Consider the following 22,672-nt stretch of genomic DNA (forward strand, 5'->3'; position numbering starts at 1 on the left):
TATGCGTTTGAAGCCATTAGTGACCGCGCTCTGTGCTGGCGCACTGCTTGCTGCAGCTCCGTTTGTGCAGGCAAAAGAACTGAAATCGATCGGCGTTACGGTGGGCGATCTGGCCAACCCGTTCTTCGTGCAGATAACCAAAGGCGCAGAGCTGGAAGCGCGTAAACTGGCCGGTGATAACGTCAAAGTGACGCTGGTCTCCAGCGGCTACGACCTGGGGCAACAGGTATCGCAAATCGACAACTTTATTGCTGCCAAAGTCGACATGATCATTCTTAACGCAGCGGATTCCAAAGGCATCGGCCCAGCGGTAAAACGCGCGAAAGACGCGGGGATCGTGGTGGTCGCCGTTGACGTGGCGGCGGAAGGTGCTGATGCAACCATCACCTCCGATAACACCCAGGCAGGCGAAATGGCCTGTAAATACATCACCGACCGCCTGAAAGGTAAAGGCAACGTGGTGATCATCAACGGGCCACCAGTTTCCGCCGTTCAGAACCGCGTGGAAGGCTGCCAGACTGAATTCAAACGCCATCCCGATATCAAGGTGCTATCACATAACCAAAACGCCAAAGGCAGTCGCGAAGGCGGCCTGGAGATTATGACCGCACTGCTGGCGGCTAATCCGAAGATCGACGGCGTATTCGCCATTAACGATCCGACTGCGATCGGTGCCGATCTGGCAGCGAAACAGGCACAGCGCAATGAATTCTTTATTGTCGGCGTAGATGGATCGCCGGACGGCGAAGAAGCGTTGAAGCGCGAAAACTCACTATTTGTGGCGACTCCGGCACAAGATCCGCAGGTAATGGCAGCCAAGGCAGTCGAAATCGGCTATGACATATTACAGGGGAAACCCGCGCCGAAAGAACCTGTGCTGATCCCAGTGACGATGATCGATAAAAACAACGTCGGTAGCTATAAGGGTTGGACGGTGAAATAACCCGCCACAACAACGCCGGATGGCGGCAAAAATGCCGTATCCCGCCTACAAGATCGATATGAATTTGTGGGCCGGATAAGCACAGCGCCATTCGGCATTATACTCAGGAGAATTCTGTCCATGAAACGCTCCGCAATAAACGAAATTCTTGGCCACACACGCCAGTTTTTTTCCCAGCACGACGTGCATCTCCCCGCTTTCGCCAGCTTCCCACCCACGCAATGGCGAAAACTTGATGCTTCCGCCTGGAGTGAAGTCTTTGACCTCAAATTGGGTTGGGATGTCACCGCATTTGGCGGCGACAATTTCGCCGCTCAGGGCTTAACGCTGTTCACCCTGCGAAATGGCTCGCCAAAAGGCATGCCATACGAGAAGTGCTACGCAGAGAAGATCATGCATGTTCGCGATGCCCAGGTTACGCCGATGCATTTTCACTGGCGCAAGCGTGAAGACATCATCAATCGCGGCGGCGGCAATCTGATTGTCGAACTGTGGAACGCCGGTATCAGAGAACAAACGGAGGACAGCGACGTCAATGTGGTCATTGATGGTTGCCGACAAACCCATGCTGCAGGTAGCCAGCTACGCCTGGCACCAGGGGAAAGCATCTGTTTGACGCCCGGTCTGTATCACAGCTTCTGGGCTGAGGAAGGGTTTGGTGACGTGCTGGTCGGTGAGGTTTCTTCCGTCAATGACGACGACCACGATAACCATTTTCTGCAACCGATAGCCCGCTATAACGACATTGAAGAAGACGAACCGGCGCATCTGGTGCTGTGTAACGAGTACCGCCTGTTCCGTTAACCAAGGAGCGTATTATGCCGTTAATTTCCCTCGCCGATGGGCTTGCCCATGCCCGCGAGCACCGCTATGCCTTAGGGGCATTTAACGTACTGGACTCACACTTCCTGCGCGCGCTGTTTGCCGCCGCAAAACAGGAACGTTCGCCTTTTATTATCAACATTGCCGAAGTGCATTTTAAATATATCTCGCTGGACTCCCTCGTCGAAGCGGTCAAATTTGAAGCCGCACGCCATGATATTCCGGTGGTACTAAACCTTGACCACGGCCTGCACTTTGAGTCAGTGGTTCGGGCGCTGCGCTTAGGCTTCAGTTCGGTCATGTTTGATGGTTCCACGCTGGAATACGAAGACAATATCCGTCAAACCCGCGAAGTCGTGAAGATGTGTCATGCGGTGGGTGTGTCGGTGGAAGCAGAGCTCGGTGCGGTGGGCGGCGATGAAGGCGGAGCACTGTATGGTCATGCCGATGAATCATTGTTTACCGACCCCATGCTGGCACGGGATTTCGTCGATCGAACCGGTATTGATGCGCTGGCCGTTGCTATTGGCAATGCACACGGCAAGTACAAAGGCGTGCCACAACTCGATTTTCCCCGTCTGGACGCTATTCGCCAACAGGCGGCAATTCCGCTGGTACTACACGGCGGCTCCGGCATTAGCGACGACGATTTCCGTCGGGCAATCGAGCTTGGCATTCACAAAATCAACTTCTACACCGGTATGTCGCAGGCGGCACTGGCTGCGGTAGAGTCGCGTATGGCTAATCGCCAACCGCTGTACGACGAATTCGCCGAACTGCTGCTGAGTATTGAGGAAGCCATTACCGATACCGTTTCTGAACAGATGCGTATTTTTGGTAGCGCGGGGCAGATCTGATGGAACGTAAAGGCATTATCGCCGCAGGTAACATGCTGGTCGATCATGTACATCAGATTGTGCAGTGGCCAGAACGCGGCTGGCTGGCGGAGATAACCCATAGCGAACGCGCAACGGGGGGGGCTCCGCTTAACGTATTGCTCACGCTGGCAAAAATGCACACCGGGCTACCGTTGCAGGCAGTGGGCTTAATTGGCAAGGACAGCGATGGCGACTATATCATGGCGATGCTGGAACAGTATCACGTTAATCGCCAGCATGTTCAGCGCACGACATCAGCCCCCACGTCGATGTCGCAGGTGATGACCGATCCCAGCGGCCAGCGCACCTTTTTTCACTCACCGGGTGCCAATCGGCTACTCGATCTGCCTGCGTTTGAGCTGCTGGATACCTCGATGAAAATTTTCCATCTGGGCTATCTGCTGCTGCTCGATAGTCTGGACATGCCTGACGACGAGTTCGGTACGCGAAGCGCACGACTACTGGCACAAATGCGTGAAAATGGCTTTGAAACGTCACTGGATCTGGTCTCACGCAAAGGCGATCCTCGCTACCAGCCACTGGTGATGCCAGCGCTTCGCCATCTCGACTATCTGGTGATCAATGAACTGGAGGCCGGGGAATTCAGCAGACTGGAGATCCGCCAGCCCAACGGCGAATTGCATATTCCGCACATCGCTACTGCCGCCCGTGAACTACTGGACGCGGGTGTACGCCAGCGGGTGGTGATCCACTGTCCGGAAGGCGCATGGGGTGAAGATCCTGATCAGGCTGGCACCTGGATACCCTCACAATTTCTGGCCCAGGAAGAGATCGTCGGCAGTGTCGGGGCAGGAGATGCATTTTGCGCCGGTTTTCTGTATGGCTGCCACGAGCGCTGGTCGTTAGCGGACAGTATCAGGCTGGCACACGCCTGCGCGCGGGCAAGCCTGCTGTGTGCCAATGCAATCGACGGCGCAAAAACGCTGGAGGAGTTAAAAGCCGGAATGGCTGATGCCTGATGCGCTACGCTTATCAGGCCTACGGGGTCGTTATCGCTTTTGTAGGCCGGATAAGGCGTTTACGCCGCATCCGGCAACTGCGCAGATCACGCCGCCTTATCGTGATGCTGCACGTCGGCGGCAAAAACGTAACCCAGCCCGCGCAGGGTTTTAATCAACATCGGCTGATGAGGGTTAACCTCTATCTTTCGCCGTAGTCGCATGATTAACACATCAATAGTGCGGTCAAACACCTCAACGCTGTCGCTGCGCGTCAACTCCAGCAATTGTTCGCGGCTAAGCACCCGGCGGGCGTTCTGTGCCAGCGCCAGCAGCAGACTGTATTCGCCCTGCGTCAGGTCCACCTTCAACTGCTGAGGATTACGTAACTGACAACCTGCGGTATCCAGATGCCAGCCATTAAAGGATAACCCCGTGGTTTGTGGACCGCTGCTTTCAGGTGTTAAAACACCGACACGCCTGAGCACGGCTTTTACCCGCGCCACCAGTACCCGCGCATTGAACGGTTTGCCGATATAATCGTCAGCCCCCATTTCCAGCCCCACAACCACATCCGATTCGCTACCTAACCCTGTCAGCATCACCACCGGTAATCCCGGTCTTATTTTTTGCACCTGCTGAAGCACCATCAGGCCATTAATATCGGGCAACATCATGTCCAGCAATACCAGCGCGATATCCGGCTGAGTATCAACGCAGCGCAGCGCATCCTGTCCGGTATGACAGGCGGTCACCGCAAAGACGTGTTCACTCAGCACATCCTGGAGCAATGTGCAGATTGCCTCGTCATCATCCACAACCAGTATGGCTGGCTTCATCGTTCCTCCCCATTTCTGGCCAACTTAAATGAGTGTGATTGATTCTGCACAGAGTGACAGCGATAAGGCACAAGGACATGTGGGAAACATAACCTCGGTCACACTGCCGGGGCGTCACGTATTGAAGATTCGTCACGTCAAATATGACGACAGCCTGTTTTTCGTCAGGGTTTTGCGCAAAATTCGCCCGTATTATCGGCGAATGCCCCTGATAAAAACATGGCATAAAAGATGCATAACGAAAGCGACAAGCGCGTATGCGCGATTTGATTAACTGGAGCGAGACCGATGAAAAAAGTCGTCACGGTTTGCCCATATTGCGCATCAGGTTGCAAAATCAACCTGGTGGTCGATAACGGCAAAATCGTCCGGGCTGAAGCGGCGCAGGGGAAAACCAACCAGGGTACCCTGTGTCTGAAGGGCTACTATGGCTGGGATTTTATTAATGATACCCAGATCCTGACCCCTCGTCTGAAGACCCCAATGATCCGTCGCCAGCGTGGCGGCAAACTGGAATCCGTTTCCTGGGATGAAGCGCTTAATTACGTCGCCGATCGCCTGAGCGCCATCAAAGCGAAGTATGGCCCGGACGCCATTCAGACGACCGGTTCATCTCGCGGTACGGGTAACGAAACCAACTATGTAATGCAAAAATTCGCGCGCGCCGTTATTGGTACCAATAACGTTGACTGCTGCGCTCGCGTCTGACACGGCCCTTCGGTTGCAGGTCTGCACCAATCGGTCGGTAACGGCGCAATGAGTAATGCTATCAATGAAATTGATAACACAGATTTAGTGTTCATCTTCGGGTACAACCCGGCGGATTCCCACCCTATCGTGGCGAATCACGTGATCAACGCTAAACGCAACGGGGCGAAAATTATCGTCTGCGATCCGCGCAAAATTGAAACTGCGCGTATTGCCGACATGCACATCGCGTTGAGAAACGGCTCGAACATCGCGCTGCTTAACGCTATGGGTCATGTCATCATCGAAGAAAAACTGTACGACCAGGCGTTTGTCGCCTCGCGTACGGAAGGATTCGAAGAGTACAGCAAGATTGTCGAAGGCTATACGCCGGAGTCCGTCGAAGATATTACTGGCGTTAGCGCTCAGGATATCCGTCAGGCTGCACGTATGTATGCTTCGGCGAAAAGCGCGGCCATCCTGTGGGGCATGGGTGTTACCCAGTTCTATCAGGGCGTGGAAACCGTGCGTTCACTGACCAGCCTCGCCATGCTGACCGGTAACCTCGGTAAGCCAAGCGTCGGTGTTAACCCGGTTCGTGGCCAGAACAACGTTCAGGGCGCATGTGACATGGGTGCGCTGCCGGATACCTATCCGGGCTATCAGTACGTGAAAGATCCGGCTAACCGCGAGAAATTCGCCAAAGCCTGGGGCGTGGAAAGCCTGCCTGCACACACCGGCTATCGCATCAGCGAGCTGCCGCACCGTGCGGCCCATGGCGAAGTTCGTGCGGCCTACATTATGGGTGAAGATCCATTACAGACCGATGCTGAACTCTCCGCAGTGCGCAAAGGCTTTGAAGATCTGGAACTGGTCATCGTGCAGGATATCTTCATGACCAAAACCGCTGCTGCCGCAGACGTTATTTTACCGTCTACGTCATGGGGTGAGCATGAAGGCGTATTCTCCGCGGCTGACCGTGGCTTCCAGCGCTTCTTTAAAGCCGTTGAGCCGAAGTGGGATCTGAAAACGGACTGGCAGATTATCAGTGAAATTGCCACCCGTATGGGTTACCCGATGCACTACAACAACACCCAGGAAATCTGGGACGAGTTGCGTCATCTGTGCCCGGATTTCTACGGTGCCACTTACGAGAAGATGGGCGAACTGGGTTATATCCAGTGGCCTTGCCGCGACACCTCAGACGCCGATCAGGGTACGTCTTACCTCTTCAAAGAGAAGTTTGACACCCCGAACGGCCTGGCGCAGTTCTTCACTTGTGACTGGGTAGCGCCAATCGACAAACTCACCCCAGAGTACCCAATGGTACTGTCAACGGTGCGTGAAGTCGGCCACTACTCTTGCCGTTCTATGACCGGTAACTGTGCGGCACTGGCTGCGTTGGCTGATGAGCCGGGCTATGCCCAGATCAACACTGCTGACGCTGAACGCCTAGGCATTCAGGATGAAGAGCTAGTGTGGGTTAACTCGCGTAAAGGCCGGGTTATCACCCGCGCTGCAGTAAGCGATCGTCCAAACAAAGGCGCGATTTACATGACCTATCAATGGTGGATTGGTGCATGTAATGAACTGGTAACCGAGAACTTAAGCCCGATTACCAAAACGCCGGAGTACAAATACTGTGCCGTTAATGTTGAACGCATTGCCGATCAGCGTGCTGCCGAACAGTATGTGATTGATGAGTACACCAAGCTGAAAGCCAGCCTGCGCGAAAGCGCGATGGGTTAAGCTTCCCCTGACGGCCTCCATTCGGAGGCCGTTTTTTTATGCCAATAATCTCTCTATACTGTCCATTCCCTACTCTAAATCTAAATATAAGATGAAACGACTTTTCGCCTTGATGTTGCTAATAACAGGCTTTGTTCATGCCGAAGAGCCTGGCAGTCAGTTTCTGAAGGCAGCCGAATCTGGAGACCGACGCGCACAATACTTTCTCGCCGATACCTGGTTTAGTTCAGGCGATTTGAGCAAAGCCGAATACTGGGCCCAAAAAGCAGCCGACAGCGGTGATGCGGATGCCTGGGCCTTACTGGCGCAAATTAAGATAACCAACCCAGTCAGTCTGGATTATCCACAAGCCAAAACGCTGGCCGAAAAAGCGACCCAGGCAGGTAGTAAGGCGGGGGAAATTACGCTGGCGAGAATTCTGGTGAACACGCAGGCCGGGCACACAGATTACCCCAAAGCGATTACATTGCTGCAAAACGCCTCGGAAAACCTGGAGAACGACTCCGCTGTCGATGCGCAAATGCTGCTCGGACTGATCTACGCCAATGGCGTGGGTATTCCTGCCGACGATGAGAAAGCCACCTGGTATTTCAAACGTAGCTCGGCCATTTCTCGCACCGGGTATTCCGAATACTGGGCCGGGATGATGTTCTTAAACGGCGAGCAGGGTTTTATCGAAAAGAATAAACAGAAGGCGCTGCACTGGCTGAATCTGAGCTGTACAGAAGGATTCGATACCGGCTGCGAAGAGTTTGATAAGTTAACGAACGGGTAACGGTTGGCATTGCCGGATGAACGTAGTCGTTGTAGGCCTGATAGCGTAGCGCCATCAGGCAACCCGGAGCAGGTTGCCGGATGGCGGCGTTGCCTTATCCGGCCTACAAAGCGGTCTTATCAAACTTACCTAATATTTCACGCTCATAGGCCAGCGCTTTCTTGCGGTCAAATTTGTGTTCCCACTTGGCGATTACCAGTACCGCCAGCGCGTTACCCACCACGTTCAGCGCAGTACGCGCCATATCGAGAATACGGTCAACACCGGCGATAAATGCCAGACCTTCCAACGGGATCCCCACACTGCCCAGCGTCGCCAACAGCACCACAAACGATACGCCCGGCACACCTGCAATCCCTTTCGAGGTTACCATCAGCGTCAGTACCAGCACGATTTCCTGCCACAACGACAGGTCAATACCGTACAGCTGGGCAATAAAGATAGCGGCGATACTCTGGTACAACGTCGAACCATCCAGGTTGAATGAATAGCCGGTCGGCACCACGAAACTGGTGATTGATGCCGGTGCACCGTAGGCTTCCATTTTCTCAATAATACGCGGCAGTACGCTCTCAGAACTGGCGGTTGAATACGCCAGAATCAGCTCATCCTTCAGGATACGGATTAAGATCCAGATACTCAGACCACAGACACGCGCCACGATACCCAGCACCACCAGTGCAAAGAACAGGATGGCAAAATGCACCAACAGCACCAGCTTCGCCAACGGCCACAAGGAGGCAAAGCCAAAGTTTGCGACCGTGACGGCGATCAGCGCAAAGACACCGACCGGCGCATAACGCATGACCATGTGGGTCACTTTAAACATGGTTTCGGAGATAGAGCGGAACACGGTAACCAGCGGTTCACGGTGCGTGGCAGGCAGAGAAGACAGACCTAAACCGAACAGCACTGAGAAGAAGATAATCGGCAGCATGTCACCTTTCGCCATCGACGCAACGATGTTGGTCGGCACCAGTGACAAAATTGTACCCATCAGGCCATGTGCATGACTCTGCACTTCTGCCGTTGTGCTTTGATATTTCGAAATATCCACAGTCGCCAGCTGCGACATATCAACACCGGTACCTGGCTGGAATACGTTTGCCAGCGTAATACCGAGGATAATCGCCACGGTGGTGATCACTTCGAAATAGATAATGGTTTTGGCGCCAATACGGCCCAGCTGTTTTGCATCCCCCACCCCGGCGATACCCACAATCAGCGTGGAAATTACAATGGGCACGACGATCATTTTAATCAGGTGGATAAAGATATCACCCGCCGGTTGCAGCAGGTTTAATACCAGCCATTCGCGGCTGTCACTATGGTAGTGCAGGTAACTCCCTAGCAAAATGCCCAGCACCATGGCGATGAGGATCTGCCATGCCAGGCTGACTTTCAAATTTTTCATAACAACGGACTTCCTCGATGGAGCGCTATTCCGCATATAAAAATGCGAGAACAGTACATACTGAAAGGGTATGATTTGTGTTGCGTTCGTTTATAGAGTTTTTTAACGCTTATTATCATTATCATTTGCACGCTATCTCGCGCAAGCCTTTCAGAACAGGGGGTTTAGCTGAAATTATGCATAAAAACGCGAGTTTATATCGGTAATCATGAATAACTTTTTGTTATAAAAGAATTTTTATTTGATAAAAAATGAAGAAGTTCTTCCGTGAGTTTTTTTTACCCACTTGTTCGACTGCCTGTTTTTTAAACAGGCAAAATGATACAAATCACAAAAAAAACAAATTTATTTTTGCCGATTCTGCAACAACTTCGCCATATTAATGGAGTCGATCAACTGCGCACGATTCACCCTTGGCGAGTTTAAATCCATTACTTTTTGCCACATTGAAATCGCCTGTACGTAATCAGCCTGCATAAACGCATCAGAAGCCAACAGCATCAGCGCGGTGACTTCGTTGCCGTCCAGCGCCAGGGATTTATCTATCATTTCGTGCGTTTGCGGTGTCATATGCTGTCCGGCCTGGTAATACAATACCGTCGCCAACGCCGAATAGATTTCGGCGTTTTCACCCCGAAAACGCAGCGCCTGCTCATAGGCCAGCAGTGCATTGTGATACGCATTTTGCCAAAGATAATATTCCCCCAGTTGCGCCCATAACACACCGTCCTGTGGCGTGGCACGAATCTGCGACTGCAAAGAAAGCAGCTGTTTTTCCTGAATATTTTCATCAGAGAACGCGTGCAATGGGTCGGCCAGTCGTGCTTGCTCCTGACGGACAGCCTGCCATTTTGGCGTTAACAGATAACCTCCGATGCAGGCAATAACCATCATCACAACCGCGGTAACCAGCCGTTTTACCGGCATCGGACGAAACGGTGCCACGGCGCGTTCGGAGTGACTCATCGCTCGTCCTCCTCAGTACGCTGGCGCGATCTCACCCGCCAAATCACCACGCCCATCAGCAGCAATAACACGCACGGTAGCGCCCATAGCAGCAGCGTTTGCTCATTCAGTGGGGGGTTATAACGAACGAAATCACCGTAACGCGCGGTCATCCAGGCAGTGATCTCTGCTTCGTTTTTACCCTCTTCAACCATGCTATAAACCTGGTGACGCATACTGACCGCCACCGGCGCATTGGATTCCAGTAAGTTTTGGTTTTGGCATTGTGGACACCGCAGTTGGCTGGCAATAAACAGCGCCTTTTCCTGCTGTTGCGGGTTTGCAAAGCGCCAGGTGTCCACAACCTGAGCATGCGTGATGAAAGGTAGAAAAATCAGCAAGAGCATAAGTAACATCGTTTTGCCGGATGGCGGCGTGAACGCCTTATCCGGCCTACCAGGCTTTTCACTCGTAGGCCTGATAAGCGCAGCGCCATCAGGCAATAACTCAGGGCGTTTCCTTCCCCGCCAGCCGCTCAGCAGCGCACCAAATACCATCAGCAGTCCCCCCCCCCAAATCCAGCGCACGCCGCTTTGCACGTATAAGCGCATGGCATAACGATCCTGCCCTGTTTTTTCGCCCATTACCGCATACCAGTCATGCAGCAGATTCCAGCGGATACCCGGCTCCATCATTTGCTGGCGACGCGCGGCATAGAAGCGCCGTTCGGGTTGAAGACTGCCGATACGTTTCTCATCCTGCCACAGCGAAATCAGTGCTTTTTCACTGGTGTAATTTCCTTTTGCTTCCAGGTCGAGGCGCTCAAAACGGAAGAGATAACCTGCCAGCTCAACCTGCTGGCCCGGACTCAGATTCAGGCTAATCTCCTGACGACTGCCACTGGAAAACACGATCCCCGCCGCGAAAACCAGTACCCCACTGTGCGCTAACAGGGCCGGAAGCTGGCTTCGCAGCGATCCTTTCCAGCTTCTGATGGTTGCGATAACGATGACCGCCAGCATCAATAACCCAAACGGCAACGTGGCGCGGTTAAAGTACGGTGCGCCAACCGAGAGTCGCCCCCAGCCAAACAGACCGTAAATCATGGGATAGAGCGTGCCGATCAGCACAATCAGTAGCACCGCACAAAAAAGCAGTAACGCGACCAGAATTAACATCTCGCGCGACCAACCGCCGAAACGCGCAGTTTGGCGACCATCCTGTGCCCGCCAGGCGTACAGCCCGAGCGACGCCAGGCTTAAGACGGAAAATAGTGCAAACAGCGGCGCGGCGCGGACATTATCCAGCGCGAAAGCATGAACAGACACCAGGATGCCGGAACGCACAATCAGCGTCCCGAGCAGCGATAGAATCAGTGTGACGATGGCCAGCAGCAGCGACCAGTGACGGAAGAGCCCGCGCTGGCGCGAGACATACAAACTATGCAGCAACGCGCTGGCAGAAAGCCAGGGTAATAAAGAGGCATTTTCCACCGGGTCCCAGAACCACCAGCCGCCCCAACCCAGCTCGCAGTACGCCCACCAGGAGCCGAGGATGATGCCCAGCGTCAACGCACACCAGCCGGGTAAAGCCCAGCGCCAGCAGACCCATGCAGTTTCTGCGCTAAAGCCGCCACGCAGCAGCGAAGCCAGCGCAACCCCAGCCGCAACCATCAATCCACCGTAACCCAGATAGAGCAGCGGAGGGTGGAGGATTAGCCCAAGATGCTGCAACATCGGATTAAGATCGCGTCCTTCAATGGCTGGCGGGAAGATGCGCACGAACGGATCGGACCACACCACGACAAACAGCAGCAGTAAGGCCAACATCATTGACAGGACGCAGAGCGTCAGCGGAAAAAGCGCGTCGGTATCACGCCGATAGCGAAGAGCGAACAGCGCGCTCCAGCCGGAAAGAAACAGCACCCACAGCAGCAGCGATCCTTCATGACCGCCCCACACCGCCGCCAGTTTTAGTCCCCACGGCAGCAGGCTATAGCTATGCTGAGCAACATAGACAACCGAGAAGTCGCTGGTCATAAAACAGAAGAACAGAATGGCAAAAGCGATCAGCTGTAGCGTAAATTGCGTCCACGTCCCCACGCAGGCCAGCTGCATCACACCCTGCCAGCGCCGGCGGAGCCCCACCAGCGCGACAAGCGGGGTCAACACGTTGACCCCGAAACTTAACAACAGAGCCAGAAAACCGGCTTCAGGAAGGAAGACGTCCAGATATCACCTTACGCAACGGTTAGCTGTCCTGCATACAAAATAAAGAAACGCAGCAGTAAAACACCAGTCAGGCTGGCACCACATACCGCCAGTACGCCATGAAACGTTGAGCTACGATTCGCCCACGGTTTCAACAACATCGGGAGGATCAGTCCAAGCCCTGCCACACCCAGCCAGAACCACCAGGTCCAGAACCCACCGCCCAAGGCAGCAGCCAGCGCGCGCATTTTGCCGTCATCACCCAGCGCCAGCCCGACAAAGAAAGCCGCCAGCAGGAAGATTTCCAGCCACACCACCGGCGTTTCCATACGGTGGACAAAGTGCGCTTCAGTGCTGTGTGGGTTACTACGATGGCGTAATGCCATGGCGATTAACGCCACTGCAGCACCGGAGGAGATCCCAGAAAACAGGAACAGTACCGGCAGGATCGGGTTATTCAGGAACGGGTAGGATTTCAACGCCGACAGCAAGAACCCGGTGTACGCCCCGAGCAGTACCGCCAGCACCAGCATCACCGTTTCAAGCATCCGGTGGAACGGTGCGATCAACGCCAGCAGTTTCGGCACAATGCTCAGGCGTGGAATGAAGCGCTGTTGTAAGGCAATCACCTCTTTTTCAAAGATTTTTGCCAACCACAGCACCAACACCACCATGTACAACTGAAACAGCATGACCCCCATCGACATCACTGACGTGAAGCTGTAGTGGAACATCAGCTTCCAGAAAGTCCATGGACGCGTCAGGTGGAATACCAGGATCAGCAGACCAAGAATAATGGCTCCCGGTCCCAGTACCAGCGTGGTGCGCAGCAACGTGCTGTCAGCACCGCCCGCTTCCGGGTGCAGCCGTCGTAACAATACCGACAGTGTCACCAGCCCGGCAGAGATGCCTATCAGAAACAGATAGATGGCAATGGGCCAGTCCCACACCAGTGATTCAAAATGAAATGCAGAAGCGGGTGTCATTGGCTCACCTCCCCATATTTAAAGGGAACGCGGTAGACCTTCGGTTTCGTGCCCAGCGCCAGCTTGTAACGGTAGGTATTTTTCTGGTGCAACAACCGCGAGATTTCGCTGTTGGGGTCGTCCAGATTACCAAACGTCAGCGCTTTCGTCGGACATGACTCCACGCAGGCGGGCTGCTTGCCCGCTTTCAGGTTGGTTTTGCGGCAAAAATCGCATTTATCCGCCGTCTTGCTGACCGGATGAATAAAGCGCACGCGATAAGGACAGGCGGCGATGCAATACTGGCAACCGACGCACAGATCCGGGTTCACATCCACAATGCCGCTGGCGGCATCGCGGTACGATGCCCCCGTCGGGCAGACGTCAACGCAGGGTGCGTGATCGCAGTGCTGGCACGAATGGCGGAAGAAACGATACTTCACATCGGGAAACGTCCCCAGCGGTTCACTGCGAATGATCGTCAGACGCGAGACGCCTTCCGGTACGCTGTTAACTTCCCGACAGGCATCCATGCACGCGGTACAGCCGATGCATAATGACTCATCATGTACCATGCCGTAACGCACGCCATTAATGTTTAACGTCTTCGCTACGACGCGTCCCGCCGTCCCGCTAACAGCCACCAGCGCGCCGACGCCGGTGATAAACTGGCGACGAGAGCAACTCATGGATGCTCCTTAAGCAAGGGAATAGACGCCGGGTTAAAGTTTGGATTGTTACGCTGATCGCTGTGGCAATCGACGCAAATCTTGATCCGTCCTTTATCGCTTAGCGTCTGCATCGTGTCTTGCTTCGGATGCAGTGAGTGACAGCTGGCGCACGCTACTTTCGTCACGTGAACATCGTGCGGCCAGAACGCTTTTTGCAACTGCTCAGGCAGGTGACAGGACATACAGACGCTGTTCTGCTGCTCCACGTTGTACATCGGCTCGTTAAAGCGCATCACATCCTTCACCCCTTCACGGTGGTTTGGAGATGGCTGGCCGTGACAGTTGGTGCAGGTAACCGGCAGTTTATTATTTGGGTTGATGACTTCTGCATGTTTACCATGCATGCCTTCGGTATCCGGCTTGTGACAATCGAGGCACGCCGCATCCGGATTACGCTGTTGGGTGACCGTCCAGCGTTGATCTGACTCCTGTGGGGTTGGCGTGGCGGTTATCCCGCTCAGGCTCCAGAACAGACCTGACGCCAGCACCCCAGCAGTTAATAACGAACGTAATACGCTCATATTCACTCCGTTGAGTTATCCGCCCCTTGCGAGGCGGAATGGGGTTATTGGCTTAACAGACCGTTTTTACGCGCCTGATCTTCCCATTGCGGAATCACCGTTTTGATGAAGTCCTGCTTCTCAGCGTTAATTTGCTGCATGTTCAGACCAATCGCCTGCTGGGCTTTCTCTTTGGTAGATATATCCGGCAGTGGGATTTCATGCGTGATGCCTTTGGTCGCCAGCAGACGGACCAGTTTGGTACGTGCATCAGCGGCTTTATCCATCGCGCTACCCAGCATCCGCAGGCCTTCTTCCGGTGCGTGCATATGGATACCGTGAGAAGCAATCGACAGATCCCAGCGCCATTGTGCGTGGCGAATGTCTTCCAGAATCGGCTTCATTTCCGCTTCCGTCGCACCCGCATCCCACGCAGCCTTCGCTTCGAAGTGCGCATGGACCAGTTGATCTTCAACTTTGATTTTCAGGTCATGAATCGCTTGCTTACGCTCAGCAACCACTTTTTGCAGAGACGCTTTGTCCTGGGTGTGGCAGTTGGCGCAAGTCTGTGGGAAGTTGTCGAACGGGTTACCAATCTTATGGTCGGTGTAGATTTTACCTTCTGCGTTCTGCACTTTCGGCATGTGGCAGTCGATACAGGTCACGTTGTTCTTACCGTGAATGCCCGCACTCCAGGTTTCATACTCCGGGTGCTGCGCTTTCAGCATTGGGGTTTTAGACAGAGAGTTGGTCCAGTCAGAGAAAGCTATGTTGTCGTAGTATTTCTCCATGTTCTCGACTTTCATACCGTCATCCCATGGGAACTTAACGGCTTTGTTCTTACCGTCGAAGTAGTACTCCACGTGGCACTGACCGCAGACCATGGATTGCTGATCAAAGCGGCTGGCTTTTTCAAACGGTTTGCCAATGGTTTCCATCGCTCGCTCGGCATAAGGACGCGACAGCGTCAGTTCCGGTTTCCCTTTCGCGAAATCTGCTGATGCCGTGTTATGGCAGTCAGCACAGCCGAGGTTGTTAACAATTTCCGGGCCGCCACGCGCCCATTTACCGTGGAAGTACCCATCTTCACCGTCTTTCTGGATCAGACGTGCCACATCCGGGCTTTTACAGCTCCAGCAGGCCATCGGCAACGGACCATCTTCAGCCGTTTTTGGCGCACCGGTACGTAACGTTTCACGCACATCGGTAACCGCATACGCGTGTCCACGCGGTTTGTTGTAATCGCGGGAGAAAGGATATCCCGCCCACAGGATCACCAGGCGAGGGTCTTCTGCCAGCGCATCTTCACGGGCTGACTGTTCAGACGTGGCTTTCCAGGAGAGGTATTGATCAGGATGCTGAGGGGCGAAGGTTTCATTCTTCGCTTCAACGGTGACGGTCTTTGCGGGTACAGAGGTTTGCTCAGCGTGAACGGCAGTAATAAATAAAAACGGTAATATCAGGCTGAAGAAACGGCGTACGCGTGATTTTGTCCTTGCCATAGGGGTCTCATCCAGATGTCGCCATTATCTGCAATGGCGGTTCTTTTATTGTTTTCCATAACAGCAACCACACAATACTGTCATGACATTGCTCCACCCTATTTGTAACAAGAAACCCCACAAGAAATGTTGTTTTTAATCAATTGTAAGTGTATGTAAAATACCACTTTAGAGTTATTCACCCCCTCTAACCCCTTACTCTTTTGTCTATACCCGACACAGATCACCTTTTCAAAACTCTCTATATAACCGCATGTTATCGCGATGTTTAATCAATTTTTGCTAGTTCTCTTCAAAATTCAGTTTGCCGCTAATTTGCACAATTCGGTTATTGCGTGATCTGTCGCCCAAATACTAAACAAAACTTGCAAAGCCCCTACATTTAACGTTTGTGCGACATATTATTAACATCCTACAAGGAGAACAAAAGCCATGAGCCAAATACACAAACACGCTATTCCCGCAAATATTGCGGACCGTTGCCTGATCAACCCGGAGCAGTACGAAGCGAAATACCAACAGTCCATTACCGATCCCGACACATTTTGGGGCGAGCAGGGAAAAATTCTTGATTGGATCACACCGTACAGCCAGGTAAAGAACACCTCTTTTGCCCCTGGCAACGTATCCATTAAATGGTACGAAGACGGCACGCTGAATCTGGCAGCAAACTGCCTTGATCGCCACCTACAGGAAAACGGCGATCGCACCGCCATTATCTGGGAAGGCGATGATGCTACCCAGAGTAAAAATATTACCTATCGCGAACTGCATCGCGATGTCTGCCGTTTTGCTAATACCCTTCTGGATTTGGGGGTTAAAAAAGGCGATGTCGTGGCTATTTATATGCCAATGGTCCCGGAAGCCGCGGTTGCCATGCTGGCCTGCGCCCGTATTGGCGCGGTACATTCGGTCATCTTTGGCGGTTTCTCTCCAGAAGCCGTTGCCGGACGTATTATCGATTCCAATTCACGTCTGGTGATCACCGCCGATGAAGGCGTACGTGCCGGGCGCGGTATCCCGCTGAAAAAGAACGTTGATGATGCGCTGAAAAACCCGAATGTGAAGACGGTTGAGCATGTCATTGTCCTCAAACGTACCGGCGGAAAAACGGACTGGAAGGAAGGCCGCGATCTATGGTGGTCCGATCTTATCGAGAAAGCGAGCCCGGAACATCAGCCGGCAGAAATGAATGCGGAAGATCCGCTGTTTATCCTGTATACCTCTGGTTCAACCGGTAAGCCAAAAGGCGTGCTGCATACTACCGGCGGATATCTGGTCTACGCGGCAACGACCTTTAAGTATGTGTTTGATTACCATCAGGACGATATCTACTGGTGTACCGCTGATGTGGGTTGGGTTACCGGCCACAGCTACCTGCTGTACGGCCCACTGGCCTGCGGTGCCACCACGCTGATGTTTGAAGGCGTACCTAACTGGCCGACCCCGGCGCGTATGTCACAGGTCGTGGACAAGCACCAGGTCACCATCCTCTATACTGCACCAACGGCTATCCGCGCCCTGATGGCAGAAGGTGATAAGGCGATAGAAGGCACTAACCGTTCATCACTGCGCATTTTAGGTTCCGTTGGCGAGCCGATTAACCCGGAAGCATGGGAGTGGTACTGGAAGAAGATCGGTAACGAAAAATGCCCGGTCGTCGATACCTGGTGGCAGACCGAAACCGGGGGGTTCATGATCACCCCACTGCCGGGCGCCACCGAGCTGAAAGCGGGTTCCGCAACCCGTCCATTCTTTGGCGTACAACCGGCCATCGTTGATAACGAGGGCAATCCGCAGGAAGGGGCGACCGAAGGCAACCTGGTGATCACCGACTCCTGGCCGGGTCAGGCGAGAACACTGTTTGGCGATCACGAACGCTTTGAGCAAACCTACTTCTCTACCTTCAAGAATATGTACTTCAGCGGCGACGGCGCACGCCGTGATGAAGATGGTTATTACTGGATAACCGGACGCGTGGATGACGTGCTGAACGTCTCGGGTCACCGCCTGGGTACAGCAGAAATCGAGTCGGCGCTGGTGTCGCATCCAAAGATTGCCGAGGCCGCCGTGGTCGGCATTCCACATAGTATTAAAGGCCAGGCCATTTACGCCTACGTCACGCTGAATCACGGCGAAGAGCCGTCACCTGAGTTGTACGCCGAGGTTCGCAACTGGGTACGAAAAGAAATTGGCCCGCTGGCAACGCCAGACGTGCTGCACTGGACCGACTCACTGCCGAAAACCCGCTCCGGCAAAATCATGCGCCGCATTCTGCGTAAAATTGCGGCGGGCGATACCAGCAATCTGGGCGATACCTCGACCCTCGCCGATCCTGGCGTGGTAGAGAAACTGCTCGAAGAGAAGCAGGCCATCGCGATGCCATCATAACAAAGTCCTGAAAATGCCGGATGGCGACGCGAAAGCGTCTTATCCGGCCTACAAATCTGACCCTACCCTCTCTTCACCGGGGGGGAAATATAAAAAACCTCCCCCAAAGGATTTCGTGTTACAGGAAGGCGGCAAGCGAGCACATCCCCAGGAGCATAGTTCACTATGTGACTGGGGTGGGCGAGTGCGGCCAACGAACCTGTAGCGCGAAAGACGCAGGGGGACCTCTGGAGAGCTCTGTGATGAATGACCAAATTTATCAGCGGATAGAAGACAGTGCGCGTTTCAGGGAGTTAGTTGAAAAACGGCAACGGTTTGCCACTATTCTGTCCATCATCATGCTGGCAGTTTATATCAGCTTTATTTTACTGATTGCTTTTGCACCTGGCTGGCTGGGCACCCCACTGCATGCGGGAACCAGCGTCACCCGAGGTATCCCGATTGGCGTCGGCGTGATCCTTATTTCCTTTATCCTGACCGGGATCTATATCTGGCGGGCAAACGGTGAATTCGACCGTCTTAATAACGCGGTTCTGCACGAGGTTAAAGCATCATGAAGAGAGTCCTGACGGCGCTTGCCGCCACGCTGCCCTTCGCTGCGAACGCGGCGGATGCTATTAGCGGTGCAGTCCAACGCCAGCCAACCAACTGGCAGGCGATTATCATGTTCCTGATTTTCGTCATCTTTACGCTCGGTATTACCTACTGGGCGTCTAAACGTGTGCGTTCGCGTAATGACTATTACACCGCAGGCGGCAACATTACCGGCTTCCAGAACGGGTTAGCGATTGCGGGCGACTATATGTCAGCGGCCTCGTTCCTCGGGATTTCCGCGCTGGTCTTCACCTCCGGGTATGACGGGCTGATTTACTCGCTCGGCTTCCTCGTCGGCTGGCCGATCATTCTGTTCCTGATTGCTGAACGTCTGCGTAACCTCGGTCGCTACACCTTTGCCGACGTGGCCTCTTATCGCCTGAAGCAAGGCCCCATCCGTATTCTGTCAGCATGTGGATCGCTGGTGGTGGTCGCACTGTATCTGATCGCGCAGATGGTTGGCGCAGGCAAGCTGATTGAACTGCTGTTTGGTCTGAACTATCACATTGCCGTGGTGTTGGTTGGCGTATTGATGATGATGTATGTGCTGTTCGGCGGCATGTTGGCGACCACCTGGGTGCAAATCATCAAAGCGGTTCTGCTGCTGTTCGGCGCCAGCTTTATGGCTTTCATGGTGATGAAGCACGTCGGCTTCAGCTTCAACAATCTGTTCACTGAAGCAATGGCGGTACACCCGAAAGGCTCCGCAATCATGAGCCCGGGCGGGCTGGTTAAAGATCCGATATCCGCGCTGTCGTTAGGCCTCGGTCTGATGTTCGGTACGGCAGGCTTGCCGCACATCCTGATGCGCTTCTTCACGGTCAGCGATGCCCGCGAAGCGCGTAAGAGCGTGTTCTATGCGACCGGTTTTATGGGTTATTTCTATATCCTGACCTTTATCATCGGCTTTGGTGCCATCATGCTGGTAGGGGCTAATCCGGCGTACAAAGACGCTGCAGGTGCGTTGATCGGTGGTAACAACATGGCGGCGGTGCACCTGGCGAATGCAGTGGGCGGTAACCTGTTCCTCGGCTTTATCTCCGCCGTAGCATTTGCCACCATTCTGGCGGTGGTTGCCGGTCTGACGCTCGCGGGCGCATCGGCGGTGTCGCACGATCTGTACGCTAACGTGTTCCGCAAAGGCGCGACCGAACGTGAAGAACTGCGCGTCTCGAAAATTACCGTACTGGTATTGGGTGTCATTGCCATCGTGCTCGGCGTGCTGTTCGAAAATCAGAACATCGCTTTCATGGTAGGTCTGGCATTTGCCATCGCCGCAAGCTGTAACTTCCCCATCATTCTGCTTTCCATGTACTGGTCAAGACTGACCACGCGTGGTGCCATGATGGGCGGCTGGTTAGGTCTGCTGACTGCCGTTGTGCTGATGGTGCTTGGTCCAACAATTTGGGTACAAATCCTCGGTCACGAAAAAGCCATTTTCCCGTATGAATATCCGGCGCTGTTCTCGATAAGCGTTGCATTCCTCGGGATCTGGTTCTTCTCTGCCACGGATAACTCAGAAGAAGGTAACCGTGAGCGTGAGCAGTTCCGTGCGCAGTTCATCCGTTCCCAAACCGGGTACGGTGTGGAGCAAGGTCGCGCGCATTAATCTCACTTATCCTCCGGCTTTCGGGCCGGAGGATATCACCGAATCTCAGAACATTACCCTCGCAACCAGCGGGGCAACCAGAACCATCACCACTCCGGACAGCATCATCACCAGACTTGCCACTACGCCTTCCTGCTGACCGAGCTCATAAGAGCGAGCCGTACCTGCACCGTGCGATGCTGCGCCAAACCCTGCCCCTTTGGCCATACCTTCGCGGATAGAGAGTCGTAAAAACAACACATCGCCGACCGCCATACCGAATACACCGGTCACGACCACAAACAACGCCACCAGATCTGGCTGCCCACCCAAGGGTTCTGCCGCTGCCAGCGCAAAAGGCGTAGTGACGGAACGTACCGCCAGGCTACGTTGGATCTCATCAGGCAGCATAAACAGACGCGCCAGCCACACGGAACTGGTGACAGCCACCAGCGTCGCCGTGATTACCCCCGCTGTCAACGACATCCAGTGACGCTTAATCACCGCGAGGTTATCGTAAACCGGAACAGCGAAGGCAATGGTCGCGGGACCTAATAGCCACAGCAGCCAGTGTGATTCACCGATATAGTTTTGCCAGGAGATATGGCCGAAGACCAGCATCAGCACCAGTAACGCTGGCGTGAGAACCAGCGGCATCAACGGCAATTTGCGAAAACGGCGATACAGACGCTTGTTGGCAAAATAGATACCCAGCGTAATCACCAGACACAGCACGCTTAGCTGGAAGTTACTCACGGTTTAACCTGCTCATTTCATAGCGGTACACTTTATCCACCACCCACGCGGTTGCGCCGAGAACCATCAGCGTGCTTATCGCAATGACAGCAAAAATACGCCAGCCATCGACCAACAGCAGCTGCGTATAGTTGACGACGGCAACCACCGCTGGAACAAAAAATAGTAGCATTTCAGCCAGTAACCAGCGGGCACCGGCACGTATCCAACTCAGCGGGATGATCCGACAGACAATCAGCGCCAACATCAGCACCATCCCAACCAGATTGGCGGGAAGCGGTAAATGCAGCCAGGAGACAAGATATTGAGCAAATACAAATAAACCTGCGTACAACAGCACCTGGACAGGTATCTGAAGTCGGTGAATGACAGCAGGCGTCACGCGGCTTATCGCCACAGCCATGAGGGTATGTCCTTAAAAAATAGAGAGCGCCAGTATAGAGAGCACCCGTCCAGGACTGAAATGAATTAAACTCATTGCAGGCATAGTCTTAAGGAATAATCATGGATATCAGAACACTGCGATATTTTGTTGAGGTGGTGCGTCAGCAGAGCTTTACCCGCGCAGCGGAGAAGCTTTTTGTCACCCAACCCACCATCAGCAAAATGTTGAAGAACCTTGAAGACGAGCTGAACTGCACGCTGTTAATCCGCGACGGACGACGGCTGTTGCTGACCGATACCGGACAGGTTGTTTTTGAGCGCGGTCTGGCGATTTTGGCCGAGTTTCGCCAGCTTGAAGCCGAACTTAGCGACATTAACCACCTGAACAAAGGGCTATTACGCCTTGGTATCCCGCCAATGGTCGGTATGTTGATGGCAGGTCCCATCAGCCTGTTTCGCCAGCGTTATCCCGGCGTTGAACTTAAAGTATCAGAGTTTGGCGGCTTAACCGTCCAGCAGGCAGTAATGAACGGTGATTTGGATGTCGCAATGACGGCACTTCCGGTTGAAGAAGAGAGTGGACTGGCAACCTTGCCGCTTTTCAGTCATCCGCTCTGCGTGCTGGTCCCGCGCTCGGGCCAGTGGACAACCTGCGAATCCATTTCCCCCGAGGCACTGGCGGAACACCCGCTGCTTATCTACAACGAAGATTTCGCCCTCAGCCGTCAGTTACTGGAACTGTTTAACCAGCACGATGTAAAACCCCGCATCGCGGTACGTAGCGGGCAGTGGGATTTTCTGGCGGCCATGGTGCAAGCCGGGGTCGGTATCGCCATTTTACCTGAGCCGATTTGCCAACGACTGGACAAACAGACGCTGCGCTGGATCCCGCTGGAGAGCGATTTACGCTGGCAACTCGGCATGATTTGGCGTGAAGGTGTGTATCTCTCGCACAGCGCTCAGGCGTGGCTGACATGCTGCGAAGGGTTTTGGCTAACGCAAGAATCGTAAGTGCCGGATGCGGCGTAAACGCCTTATCC

20 protein-coding genes are annotated in these 22,672 nt (G+C 53.8%); 10 read left to right on the forward strand and 10 right to left on the reverse strand.

Translation table 11 applies throughout. From position 1 onward, the window contains the following. Nucleotide 1: 1 nt before the first annotated feature. The 4 genes from NNN64_RS07240 to NNN64_RS07255 all read left to right on the forward strand — a co-directional run bounded on the left by NNN64_RS07240 (nt 2) and on the right by NNN64_RS07255 (nt 3,623). Nucleotides 2-943 carry an ABC transporter substrate-binding protein gene (locus NNN64_RS07240; protein WP_271440957.1) on the forward strand — a complete coding sequence of 314 codons (942 nt, stop codon included), beginning with the start codon at nt 2-4 and terminating at the stop codon, nt 941-943. 120 nt (nt 944-1,063) lie between these two features. Then, a complete protein-coding gene (locus tag NNN64_RS07245; RefSeq protein ID WP_271440958.1) occupies nt 1,064-1,747 on the forward strand; it encodes a D-lyxose/D-mannose isomerase in 684 nt (227 codons plus the stop codon). 14 nt (nt 1,748-1,761) lie between these two features. After that, complete coding sequence (locus NNN64_RS07250) at nt 1,762-2,622, forward strand: ketose 1,6-bisphosphate aldolase (RefSeq protein WP_271440959.1); 861 nt, start codon at nt 1,762-1,764, stop codon at nt 2,620-2,622. After that, a complete protein-coding gene (locus NNN64_RS07255; RefSeq protein ID WP_271440984.1) occupies nt 2,619-3,623 on the forward strand; it encodes a carbohydrate kinase family protein in 1,005 nt (334 codons plus the stop codon). The genes NNN64_RS07250 and NNN64_RS07255 overlap by 4 nt, the downstream gene beginning before the upstream one ends. An 86-nt stretch (nt 3,624-3,709) precedes the next feature. On the opposite strand, the gene NNN64_RS07260 is transcribed toward NNN64_RS07255, so the two are convergent. Beyond that, nucleotides 3,710-4,441, reverse strand: a complete 732-nt coding sequence (locus NNN64_RS07260; RefSeq protein WP_271440960.1) for a response regulator — start codon at nt 4,439-4,441, stop codon at nt 3,710-3,712. A 288-nt stretch (nt 4,442-4,729) separates the two neighbouring features. Here NNN64_RS07260 and fdhF point away from each other — a divergent pair, with 288 nt between their 5' ends. Next, nucleotides 4,730-6,877 carry a formate dehydrogenase subunit alpha gene (fdhF, locus tag NNN64_RS07265; RefSeq protein WP_271440961.1) on the forward strand — a complete coding sequence of 716 codons (2,148 nt, stop codon included), beginning with the start codon at nt 4,730-4,732 and terminating at the stop codon, nt 6,875-6,877. Nucleotides 6,878-6,968: 91 nt separating this feature from the next. Beyond that, nucleotides 6,969-7,652, forward strand: a complete 684-nt coding sequence (yjcO, locus tag NNN64_RS07270) for a Sel1 family TPR-like repeat protein YjcO (protein WP_271440962.1) — start codon at nt 6,969-6,971, stop codon at nt 7,650-7,652. Between the two features lie 103 nt (nt 7,653-7,755). On the opposite strand, the gene gltP is transcribed toward yjcO, so the two are convergent. The 7 genes from gltP to nrfA all read right to left on the reverse strand — a co-directional run bounded on the left by gltP (nt 7,756) and on the right by nrfA (nt 15,919). After that, the gene (gltP, locus tag NNN64_RS07275) at nt 7,756-9,066 is read right to left on the reverse strand and encodes a glutamate/aspartate:proton symporter GltP (RefSeq protein WP_271440963.1); all 1,311 of its coding nucleotides are present in this window, start codon (nt 9,064-9,066) and stop codon (nt 7,756-7,758) included. A 345-nt stretch (nt 9,067-9,411) separates the two neighbouring features. Next, nucleotides 9,412-10,032 carry a heme lyase NrfEFG subunit NrfG gene (gene nrfG, locus NNN64_RS07280; protein WP_271440964.1) on the reverse strand — a complete coding sequence of 207 codons (621 nt, stop codon included), beginning with the start codon at nt 10,030-10,032 and terminating at the stop codon, nt 9,412-9,414. Further along, on the reverse strand, nt 10,029-12,242 hold the full coding sequence (gene nrfF / locus NNN64_RS07285; RefSeq protein WP_271440985.1) for a heme lyase NrfEFG subunit NrfF: 2,214 nt from the start codon (nt 12,240-12,242) through the stop codon (nt 10,029-10,031). The genes nrfG and nrfF overlap by 4 nt, the downstream gene beginning before the upstream one ends. 8 nt (nt 12,243-12,250) lie before the next feature. After that, on the reverse strand, nt 12,251-13,207 hold the full coding sequence (gene nrfD / locus NNN64_RS07290) for a cytochrome c nitrite reductase subunit NrfD (protein ID WP_202037162.1): 957 nt from the start codon (nt 13,205-13,207) through the stop codon (nt 12,251-12,253). Further along, a complete protein-coding gene (gene nrfC / locus NNN64_RS07295; RefSeq protein ID WP_202037163.1) occupies nt 13,204-13,875 on the reverse strand; it encodes a cytochrome c nitrite reductase Fe-S protein in 672 nt (223 codons plus the stop codon). The genes nrfD and nrfC overlap by 4 nt, the downstream gene beginning before the upstream one ends. Beyond that, nucleotides 13,872-14,438 carry a cytochrome c nitrite reductase pentaheme subunit gene (gene nrfB / locus NNN64_RS07300; protein WP_137381164.1) on the reverse strand — a complete coding sequence of 189 codons (567 nt, stop codon included), beginning with the start codon at nt 14,436-14,438 and terminating at the stop codon, nt 13,872-13,874. Before nrfB ends, nrfC begins: the two co-directional genes overlap by 4 nt. Nucleotides 14,439-14,482: 44 nt before the next feature. After that, complete coding sequence (nrfA, locus tag NNN64_RS07305; protein ID WP_137381165.1) at nt 14,483-15,919, reverse strand: ammonia-forming nitrite reductase cytochrome c552 subunit; 1,437 nt, start codon at nt 15,917-15,919, stop codon at nt 14,483-14,485. A gap of 432 nt (nt 15,920-16,351) precedes the next feature. Between nrfA and acs the strand changes: the two genes are divergently transcribed. The 3 genes from acs (at nt 16,352) to actP (ending at nt 20,513) form a co-directional block, all read left to right on the forward strand. Beyond that, nucleotides 16,352-18,310: an acetate--CoA ligase gene (acs, locus tag NNN64_RS07310; RefSeq protein ID WP_271440965.1), complete on the forward strand. Its 1,959-nt coding sequence runs from the start codon at nt 16,352-16,354 to the stop codon at nt 18,308-18,310. A 242-nt stretch (nt 18,311-18,552) separates the two neighbouring features. Beyond that, nucleotides 18,553-18,867: a DUF485 domain-containing protein gene (locus NNN64_RS07315; RefSeq protein ID WP_003031750.1), complete on the forward strand. Its 315-nt coding sequence runs from the start codon at nt 18,553-18,555 to the stop codon at nt 18,865-18,867. Next, complete coding sequence (gene actP / locus NNN64_RS07320; protein WP_186413820.1) at nt 18,864-20,513, forward strand: cation/acetate symporter ActP; 1,650 nt, start codon at nt 18,864-18,866, stop codon at nt 20,511-20,513. The genes NNN64_RS07315 and actP overlap by 4 nt, the downstream gene beginning before the upstream one ends. Before the next feature lie 45 nt (nt 20,514-20,558). Here actP and NNN64_RS07325 read toward each other — a convergent pair whose 3' ends face one another. After that, nucleotides 20,559-21,248, reverse strand: coding sequence for an LrgB family protein (locus tag NNN64_RS07325; RefSeq protein WP_137381170.1), 690 nt, complete (start codon nt 21,246-21,248; stop codon nt 20,559-20,561). Next, entirely contained in the window at nt 21,241-21,651 is a 411-nt protein-coding gene (locus NNN64_RS07330) for a CidA/LrgA family protein (protein ID WP_271440966.1), read from the reverse strand. Before NNN64_RS07330 ends, NNN64_RS07325 begins: the two co-directional genes overlap by 8 nt. Before the next feature lie 101 nt (nt 21,652-21,752). Here NNN64_RS07330 and NNN64_RS07335 point away from each other — a divergent pair, with 101 nt between their 5' ends. Continuing rightward, nucleotides 21,753-22,643 carry a LysR family transcriptional regulator gene (locus NNN64_RS07335; protein WP_271440967.1) on the forward strand — a complete coding sequence of 297 codons (891 nt, stop codon included), beginning with the start codon at nt 21,753-21,755 and terminating at the stop codon, nt 22,641-22,643. Nucleotides 22,644-22,672 lie beyond the last annotated feature (29 nt).

It is taken from the genome of Citrobacter sp. Igbk 14 (genome assembly GCF_028069825.1).
Taxonomy (GTDB): Bacteria; Pseudomonadota; Gammaproteobacteria; order Enterobacterales; family Enterobacteriaceae; genus Citrobacter.